Origin of the sequence: Streptomyces sp. NPDC101234, assembly GCF_044767525.1 — a bacterium.
GTDB classification, from domain to species: Bacteria; Actinomycetota; Actinomycetes; order Streptomycetales; family Streptomycetaceae; genus Streptomyces; species Streptomyces sasae.
In genome coordinates this window covers 1-8,159 of sequence record NZ_JBIWOA010000091.1, presented here as the reverse complement: position 1 = coordinate 8,159, position 8,159 = coordinate 1, and the positions used below count along the sequence as shown (strand labels likewise).

6 protein-coding genes and 1 pseudogene are annotated in these 8,159 nt (G+C 68.7%); 2 read left to right on the top strand and 5 right to left on the bottom strand.

Going from position 1 to position 8,159, the window contains the following annotated elements; all coding sequences use genetic code 11:
• Positions 1-163: 163 nt before the first annotated feature.
• Positions 164-2,353 (top strand): PIG-L family deacetylase, encoded by a 2,190-nt coding sequence (locus ACIRR9_RS55525; RefSeq protein WP_403769600.1) that lies wholly within the window; start codon positions 164-166, stop codon positions 2,351-2,353.
• Positions 2,354-2,647: 294 nt separating this feature from the next.
• Here ACIRR9_RS55525 and ACIRR9_RS55520 read toward each other — a convergent pair whose 3' ends face one another.
• Positions 2,648-3,256 carry a hypothetical protein gene (locus ACIRR9_RS55520; protein ID WP_403769597.1) on the bottom strand — a complete coding sequence of 203 codons (609 nt, stop codon included), beginning with the start codon at positions 3,254-3,256 and terminating at the stop codon, positions 2,648-2,650.
• 241 nt (positions 3,257-3,497) lie between these two features.
• On the opposite strand from ACIRR9_RS55520, the pseudogene ACIRR9_RS55515 reads away from it, so the two are divergent.
• Positions 3,498-4,138, top strand: a pseudogene (locus ACIRR9_RS55515) (IS5 family transposase).
• A gap of 8 nt (positions 4,139-4,146) precedes the next feature.
• On the opposite strand, the gene ACIRR9_RS55510 reads toward ACIRR9_RS55515, so the two are convergent.
• The 4 genes from ACIRR9_RS55510 to ACIRR9_RS55495 form a co-directional block, all read right to left on the bottom strand.
• Positions 4,147-4,617 carry a barstar family protein gene (locus ACIRR9_RS55510; protein WP_403769594.1) on the bottom strand — a complete coding sequence of 157 codons (471 nt, stop codon included), beginning with the start codon at positions 4,615-4,617 and terminating at the stop codon, positions 4,147-4,149.
• A gap of 144 nt (positions 4,618-4,761) precedes the next feature.
• Positions 4,762-5,205 (bottom strand): hypothetical protein, encoded by a 444-nt coding sequence (locus ACIRR9_RS55505; protein WP_403769591.1) that lies wholly within the window; start codon positions 5,203-5,205, stop codon positions 4,762-4,764.
• Positions 5,206-5,998: 793 nt separating this feature from the next.
• A complete protein-coding gene (locus ACIRR9_RS55500) occupies positions 5,999-6,670 on the bottom strand; it encodes a hypothetical protein (RefSeq protein WP_403769588.1) in 672 nt (223 codons plus the stop codon).
• Positions 6,667-7,290: an RNA polymerase sigma factor gene (locus ACIRR9_RS55495; protein ID WP_403769584.1), complete on the bottom strand. Its 624-nt coding sequence runs from the start codon at positions 7,288-7,290 to the stop codon at positions 6,667-6,669. The genes ACIRR9_RS55500 and ACIRR9_RS55495 overlap by 4 nt, the downstream gene beginning before the upstream one ends.
• Between the last annotated feature and the right edge of the window lie 869 nt (positions 7,291-8,159).

Genomic DNA, 8,159 nt, shown 5'->3' with positions numbered 1-8,159 from the left:
CGGCACCTGCACCACCTGCCACCAACCCCTGCCCAGAACAACCCCCACCAGCCAGAACCCGAGAGCCAGAGCAACTTAACGGAGTCCTACTAGTGGGGTGGCTCATCCCGGTGTGAGTGTTTGTCATATCTGAGGCGGTTCCGGACGCCTTCGAGGAGTGGCCGTGCGTTCGCTCAGCCATATGGACAGGCGGCAACTGCTCAAGGCGGCCGGTGCGGGTGCCGTCACCATGGGGGTAGGAGCCGGACTGTACACCTGGCCGGCAACGGACGGTGGCGCGTCGAATACGTTGGCTGCTCCGGTGTTGGTGCAGCAGGCCGCTACGGCCGGGGCGAAGCAGGCGTTCCTTCACATCATGGCGCACCCGGACGACAACCTGTACTTCATGAATCCGGACCTGGAACAGTCCATACGCAGCGGGGCACCCTCGGTCACCGTCTGCCTGACCGGCGGTGAGTCCGACGGCCACAACGTCCGTGCGCATGACCCCACCGCCGGCACGGTCCCCTACAACCGCGAGAATTACGTGCGGGCCCGGATGAACGGCTTGCGTCGGGCCCATGCCCTCATGGCCACGGGCGACACCGAAAGCCCGTGGGACATGGACGCGGTATCGCTCATTCCCGGCTTCCAGGTGGAGGTGCAGACGCTGCGCGCGGCGCCGGAGAACCAGTTGGTGTTTCTGGAACTGGTCGAGGCCCGCTCCCTGTTCGTGCCCAAGAGGAACTGTCTGCGGGGTCTGTGGCTGGGCGCGGCTGACACCCTCGCCACGCTCCCACCGACCCGCACTCCCGTGCGAGAGCGCTACGAGTACACCCGGGACCAGCTCATCGACTCGCTGACAGCCATCATGGAACGGGTCCGGCCCACAGTCGTACGCACCCTGGACCCCAACGCCGTCCACAGGACCGACAAGCCGCCGCTGTACTCCCACGACCCCCGGCTGCGCGGCTTCCACTACCACGACCACCAGGACCACACCGCCTCCGCCCACTTTGCCCAGGCGGCGCTGGCCCAGTACTGGGGGCGCGAACACAGCCGTCCCGTGGCCGTCGAGAGCTACCTCGGCTACGAGAATGCTGCCCTGCCCCACAACATCGACCTCAAGACCGCCAAGCGCAAAGGAGATCTGCTGTCGGTCTACGGCTGGGCGGACCGCAAGGACTGCGGCGACGAGGCCGGCTGCGGTGACCGCAAACTCGGCGGCACGGCCCTCACCGGCTTCTCCAAGAACTGGACCCGCTCCACCTACCAGCGCACCCCCGGCTCCAACTCCTGGCTGATGCCCCTCAAGGACGACCGGTTGGCGGCCTTCGCGGTCCTGGACGGCACGGCGCGCTGCTGGGTAGAGACCGCTCCGGGCAGCGGCGCATTCGGCGGCCCCCATGGCCTGGGCGGGAAAATGTTCGAAGGACAGCTCTTCGCCTTGCGCCACGACGACGGAAGGATTCAGCTCTTCGCTGCCCGTACGGTACTGCCGAGCGGCAAGCGTGCCCATCGTCGCGAGCTGATGACTGCGATCCAGCGCGGTACCGGCGACGAGGGTGTGCCCGTCTTCGGTGCGTGGGAGTCGCTGGGCGCGCCGGACGCCGCCCCGGTCAAGTCGCTGGAGATGGGCTACCCGGCCGCGGTCGTCGGCAAGGACGGAGTGGTGCACGTCTTCGTACGCAACTGGGACGGCGGTGTGAGCCACCGCAGCAGCGTCCGAGGCGGGAAGTGGACGGACTGGCGGCGGGTGGAGTGTCTGCCTGGGAAGTACCCGCAGGTGGTGGACGGACTGGACGCCTGTATCGACTCCGCCGGGCTGATCCACCTCGTCGCTCCCAACGCCAAGTCCGTACTGCACTGGGTGTCCACGGAGCCCGGGGAACTCCCACGGCCGGTCCCGGCGGCCGGTCTGCCGCAGCCCGCCGGGCCTGTCAGCGTGGTGCCGCTGGCGGACGGGGGCATACGGATCGCCTACCGGTTGCCGGTCACCGCGCAAGTGCTGCTCGCCGACTGGGAGCGGCAGAGTGGCGGTTGGCAGGTCCTCGGGAAGGCCGAGCCGATCGGCGGGTACGGTCGGGTGAGCGTCGCGACTGTCGGCCCCCAGGGCCGGCGGACGGTGCTCGCCGGGCGCGACGACGAAGGCATGGTGCGTGTCGCCGCGGCCGACAGCGGGCCGGGGCGCTGGCAGACGGGGAGGGTGCTGCACACGGCGGCACCGGCGGTGGCCCGGGACGCGAACGGGCGTGTCGTGGTCGCGGCCCTCGGTACCGATGCGCGCCTCTACACCGCCCGACAGGCCTCAGACACCGATTCGAGGGGACCCGACTCCGCCTTTGATCCCTGGTCGGCCGCGGCCGGACGGTAGGCCGCGGACACGGTCCGGGCAGGCGTGTCCGGCCACACAGCCGCGCGTCGGTCGCAGGCGGTCAGGCACTGCCAGACTGCGGCACGAGGCGTCCGGGCGGCCCGCCGCACCGAGGATGCTCACCAGCGCCGGGCCGGCCAGGTAGGACACACCGTTGGCGAGGGTCTCCAGGGCGAAGGCCGTGGGCAGCGCGGCAGAGCGTTCGCCGGACAGCAGGGCGGACCACCGAGCGGCGGACAGGGCACCGAGCTGGGGCAGTGTCGCCCCGACGAGCACTCCGGGATCCGGACGCCGTCAGCAGTCCTCGAACTGGCGCCGCCCGACCCGCCAGGACAGCCAGACCAGCAGCTCGAAGAGCACCAGTACCACCAGCAGGGCCCACGCGGCGATGTCGATCCCGCTGTAGTCCGTCTCGGCCAGCTCCGGCGCCGTCCAGCCGTGCGGGTCGACGAGCACATCCTCGGTCTGCCCGACTTCCATCGGCCCGTCGCAGGAGTCGTTGCCCAGCTCGGCGTGCTTGAGCGGCTTGCCGTCCACCCGCCCCAGAAGACAGGTGTACTCCGGCCCATGCTTGCCCTGGTACGTCTTCACCGAGGTGACCCGCACCTCCACCCGCTGCCCTTGGTGCGCCATCACCTCCGCCTGCAGCACCGGCCCCGGCCCGGACAGCGCGGCGATCCCCACGATCACCCCGCCGACGATCAACCACCCGTTCGGCGCTGCGATGATCATCAGCGAGAGAGTCGCGATCAGCGCGACGGTCCCGAGCACCAGTCCGAGCACGCTCCAGTCCGGATTGGCGGCCAGCAACGACAGCCCGACGATCACCGGCGGACCGAAAAACGCCGTCGTGGTGAGGCGGCGGACCTGCCGGGACGAGGTGGCGGTGGCTATTCGAGGCACGGCGTCAGTGTGACGAACGGGGTCGTCAGGCTGAAGAGCGGGGTCCCTCACTACAGTCATCGCTCTCGATGAGCATCTGACGCCTCGCGCCGGCCCTCCCGGGTGCGCTCGGTGAGTTCGGCGTCGGCGAGTGACGACAACACCGCTGGGGGACCCCCTCTGGGGGAGGGCGTGCCAGCCCCCGCGTCTGCGCCAAGGTCCGCCGGACAGCACACCTAGGCGGCTTCGTTCGGATCAGTCGATCGTTGGTCCGGGTGTGCCGTTGACTGATGCGCAGTGGGCACGGATCGAGCCGTTACTCCCGGACCGGACGCCGAAGCGGGGCGGCCGATGGCGGGACCACCGGGAGGTGATCGATGCGATCGCCTCCAGGTTCCAGACCGGAACGCAGTGGGTTCATCTGCCGGAGAAGTACGGCAACTGGCGAGGCGTCTACAACCGGCTGCGGATGTGGGCCATCGACGGCACCTGGGAGCGGGTGTTCACCGCGCTGATGGCTCAGGCCGACGCCGATGAGGACCTGAACTGGGCCGTTTCGGTGGACTCCACAATCGTGCGTGCCCACCAGCACGCGGCCGGGGCTCGCAATAAGGGGCCCTGGCCGGCGAACCGAACCACCACGCCCTCGGCCGGTCCCGCGGCGGACTGACCACGAAGATCCCTATTCCTGCGGACCGGCGCGGCCATCGGCTACGGCGGGGCAGTCGTGGCGGCAGACCACCCACTTTCGACCGCGAGGCGTACAGACAGCGCAACACCGTCGAGCGGTGCGTCAACCGTTTGAAGCAGTGGCGCGGAATCGCCACCCGCTACGAGAAGACGGCAACCGTCTATCTGGCCGGACTTCACATCGCAGGCATCTTCCTCTCGTCCGCGAGATGAGGCCGACGCTATGGCGAGGCCAACTCATCCAAGCATGATCTCAACTGCCCCTGAAGGAACGGGACGGACTCAGCGTCGCAAGCCATGACGATCGCGAGCCTGCTGGGCTCGATACCCTCGGGCCGTTGTGTGAAGGACCAGTGTTGTCCTGCCCGCAGCAGGGTCTTGAAGAGCAGCCGTCGTCCGGAGGTGTTGCCCGATAGTGCTTCCTCCGCGGCCTTGAAGATCAGTACGTGGTGGTCAGCAGACAGCCACTTCAGATCGCGCAGACAGTCGGAGAGCGCATCCCAGTTCCACCCGAAGTAATCAGGCAGCCTGAGCCCGTCGTAGAACTGCTGGAAGACGGCATCCGTGTCGCGCATCTCCTGGCCGTCGAGACGTGCTACGTACGTCCTGCCTGTCACGGGAAGCAGGCGATCAACAGGCAGGGCCCCTTGCTCCGGAACTACGTGCAGCCAGGGGACGCTGTGCAACTCCATCCGCCCTCCCGTAATCCAGGCCGCCGATCACCGCCAGCACCGCCAACGACAGAGCTGCAAAGTCTAGATCCAAACGAATCCCCCTGGGTGTTGCTGGCCATGACGGTGGCGACACTCACGTGGAGGCGTGAGACTGGAGGACAGTTACCAGCGGCGGATTCCGGCCGGGTTCTCGTCGAAGTGCCCGACCCAGATGTGGCCGGCCTCGTCCACGAGCAGGTGCTCGATGGCGTCCCCGACAGAGAAGGACGAGGTCTCGCGGCCGAGCGCGTCGAAGACCTGGACCTGGTTCGCGTCCTCGTGTCGGCAGACGCGTGACGCGGCGACGACGAACCCGCCGTCGGGCAGGCGGTCCAGGTGCGGCCAGCGGGCCCGCACGGCGCTCAGCTCGGTGAGTTCGACGCTACCGCCCGGATGGACAGAGACGACCAGGGCGTCAAAGGGCCGTACATCGCCGCCGGGCTCCGGAGCGCGTTCGGCAAGCAGCCAGTGGGCGGCGCCGAAAACGTCGACGGTACTGGTCAGGACGTGGCGGTCGTCGTGTGCTCGGGGGAGGTGGGCGTGGGGAATCAGGGCGGTCTTCTGCACGGGCGGGCTCTCCTGGGTGGACGGTCACGGCCATCGGGCGCTGCGGTGAGCAGCGGTCGGCGGCGCGCGCGCCGTGGAGAGGAGAGCGGGGCGCCTCGACGGCATGGCCCTTTCTGGTCGTCAGAGGTGATCATCGTTGACGTCCCACCTCGTGACAAACCGTTTCGGTGCGCCGCCCCCTTACACCATCACGCGGAGGCACATACAGCGATCGCGCGCGGGACGGGATCTCAAGACGAGGGTCTGGCCCGCCGCTACGGGGGAAAGCGACGGGCCAGCACCGCCTCCGCCTTGCCACACCGGCGCTCGCGCCGTGCGGCATGACGGCGGAGCGACCCGTCTCTGCGATCGCGGGCCCGGACGTGGCCGCCGGAAAAGGATCCTGCGGCCACGTCCGCGAGTCACGGGCGAGGAAGCCGCACCGCCTTGACACTGCGCGGCCGGGCGGCCTGCTGGAGCACGTTCGTATCGCCAGCCCCTCGAACAGAGATGATCGGCGCATGTGTTGACGCGATCTGTGGGTGTGGATCGCAGCAGGGGTTGGGGCATGGCAGGACGACCACCAGGCCGATGATGTCGGGTCCGACGCGGTGGCGGGTGCCGCGCAGCAGGATGCGGGCCGGGGCGGTCCGCTGGTTCTTGCCCGGCAGGGGTGGTCGGGGGCTAGGGTGCATGGAAGGCGTCCCTTTCGTATGGCGTCGTGGTGGGGAGTCCGCCCGGCCGGTGGCCTCGGAACCGGTGGCCGGAACGGGACTCCCCTCCTTCTTTTCTCTGTCTCGTGCTCTGGGCTGGTTCAGCGGCCGGCGGCGAACTCCTGCAACTGATCGACCAGTTGGCGGTCCGGCCGGGCGACGATGACGGAACGGCCGGGGGTGCGCGCGGCGAGCCGGTCGACCTCGTGCTCCAGGCGGTGGGTGGGGGCCAGAGCGGTGGAGCCGTTGGTGCGGACGTAGCGGGCGAAGAGTTCGAGGCCTTCGAGGAAGGCGGCGTCGGGTGGTGCGGTGTCGGCCATGGAGTGGGTGAGCTGGTGGAACCAGTGCCGGGCCCGCTTGGATTCGCCTAGGGCCAGGTGGTGCAGGTGGAGGCAGTAGGCGGCGGCCCGGCTGCCTGCGCCGGCGGCGAGCTGCCACCAGAACTGGGCGGACTCGGGGTGGCGGGTGAGGTAGAGCAGGCAGGCGAAGGCGAGGGCGCCGTCGACGTCCAGGTGTTCCTCCGTCAGCGGGCCGCGGTCGGGGCCTTCTGCGATCTTGGCGACGTGGTCGGCGACGGCCGGTTCGTTGAGCACCCACCGGCACACCACGCTCAGGCGCTGACCGGCCTGGGCTGCGCGGGCGATCTCCGTGGTCGGGGTGCGCCGGCCGGCGTCGGCGGCGAGTCGGCGAAGGCCTGCGGCGACGTCGAACCGTCGCGGTGCCGTGGAGGGTAGCCAGACCCCTTCCAGCAGGGCATCGAGTGTGGTGGTCACGGTCGTTCCCCTTTCGGCTGGGGCTTCTTGCGTTCGTCGGGCAGGCCGAGCTTGATGCGCAGGCGTTCCTTGCCGCGGCGCAGGTGGTGGCCGACGGTGCGTTCGTCGATGCCGACGTACCAGGCGACCTTGGCGGTGGGGTAGCCGAGGACGTAGCGCAGCACGATCACCTCGAACTGGCGGTTGGGCAGTTCCGAGATCGCCTCGTACAGACCGCTGGTCGACTCCATCTTCTGCAGCTTGTCCCGGACCGTGGCGAGCGCGCAGGACAGTGCCTGGGCGATGGGCCCGTTGATGACGAACGCCGGCGCGCGGCCCTCGCGTTCGAGGCGGTCGTGCACGGCCCGCCGCATGATCGCCCAGGCGCCCTGCTCCAGGGATCCCGAGCTCAGCAGCTCGGTCCAGCCGGCGTGGATCTGGAGGAACACCTCGTGTATGACGTCTTCGGCCACCTCGCGGGTCCCGAAGTGGACCTCCGCGTAGGCGTGGAACGGCTCCTGGTGTCCGAGGTAGAAGGCCTCGAAGTCCAGCGGCAGGTCCAGCGGCAAGAACATGGACTGCGACAGCCCGGAACTCTGGTCAGCGGCTGAGGCGTCCTCTGGGGCGTCGTCGTGACTCACGCGGACCTCCCGGCGGCACGGCACATGGGCAGGCTCTTCCTCTCATCGAGGGTCGGCTGGGACGGCGCCAACTCATGCGCGCCGACGGCCCTTTGGGCCTGAGACCTACCTAAGTGATTCACGCGGCTGATCACTCATGCACACCAGGAGAAAGTCACCGAGCGTCCCCGCCACACGGCATGCTGCAATCTTCAACAAGCACTGCTAGTCACCGTCGGTAGCATCCCGACCAGGCCTAACACGGACGAGGGACAAGGCGAACAACTCTGCGCATCACCGAAGTGTTCTGCATCACACCAGGCCCACCACCCCGCGCACGCCCGGCGCATGTCGGCGCGCATCGGCGCGCAGCCATTCCATGCACACCCCCAAACTTCACTAAGAGTGACTGTTTGACTGTCTTTCGGACAGGGGGCGTGATGGCGAGGACCGTACGGCTGCGGGTGCGTCTTCGTTCGCCCGGGTCGTTACTCACGGGAAGATCGAACTCGCTGCAAAGCGGGAGGGTTTGCCGTGCGCAGCACGGCCGCAGGCGCGGCACCGCCTCGCCGTACCTGTGCAGTTCAGCGCGCGAACAGCGGTCTGACCGGCACTTCGACAGGGGATCACGCGGCGGGGCTTCGTGGAAGCGTCCAGGACCGCTGCGGCCAGGCCGGACCCGGCGACAGCATGGACCTCGCAGATGAAGTCATCAGGCGACAGGACAAGAAATGAATCAGCGCAAGGACACCTACCGGGCCGCATTGCAGCGCGGGCCGGACGCCGTCCTGCCGTGTCCCGTCAAAGTCACCCAGCTGCACACCCGATACGTGCGGGTGACCATCGAGTTCGACACCGGCCTGCCGCGTGACCTCGTGCGATGGGCAGAG